The organism is Psychrobacter sp. T6-1, assembly GCF_052258445.1.
Window position 1 is genome coordinate 1 of sequence record NZ_JBQQFC010000768.1, and the last position, 597, is coordinate 597.

The following is a 597-nucleotide window of genomic DNA, read 5'->3' on the forward strand; positions in this document are numbered from 1 at the left end:
GAAGCGGGCATAAAGCCATGACTGTCATAATTATCAGGATAGAGATGATGTAATAAATCGTCGTTATCGACATCAATGATAGCGATATTGTCGACGTTTGCGACTTGCGCGCCGTAACTGTTGCGGGTGACGATGAGCTGCGTTGATGCGGTTTTTGATTGCGAGAATGAAGGGAAAACCTGCTCAGAGATAACTTGCTCACGGATAGGAATGCCATTGTCTTGGTTGTATTCTTCCTTGCGCTCACGGCGTAGGATATCCTCGCCTGCTAGCCAGCGCTTATGCGCCTCAGCCACCCTTAATTTAGCATGATCCAAAGCATCGCTTTGACTGATATCCGACCAGCCATAGCGTTTAATAGTGGCTTGCTTAGAAGGTCGATTAGCTTTCGCAGGCGAGTTAAAGCGCTGTTTATGTTGCGCCCAGTATTTTGGAATGAGCATGGGGTTTGCCTTTGGATAGTTGTTTTTAGCTTTTAAATGTTATAACTAAGCTTATTTGTATTCGATATTAAGATAACCTTATTACTAATCATCTGTTTAATGAGATTATCAACTACTCTAGGGTCTTCATTGCGCAAATGGCTTTTAAGGTAGT

General features: G+C 43.0%; 1 pseudogene. It reads right to left on the reverse strand.

From position 1 onward, the window contains the following. Positions 1 to 443, reverse strand: a pseudogene (locus ACTXGO_RS15880) (hypothetical protein); the annotation flags it as partial. Positions 444 to 597: the final 154 nt, after the last annotated feature.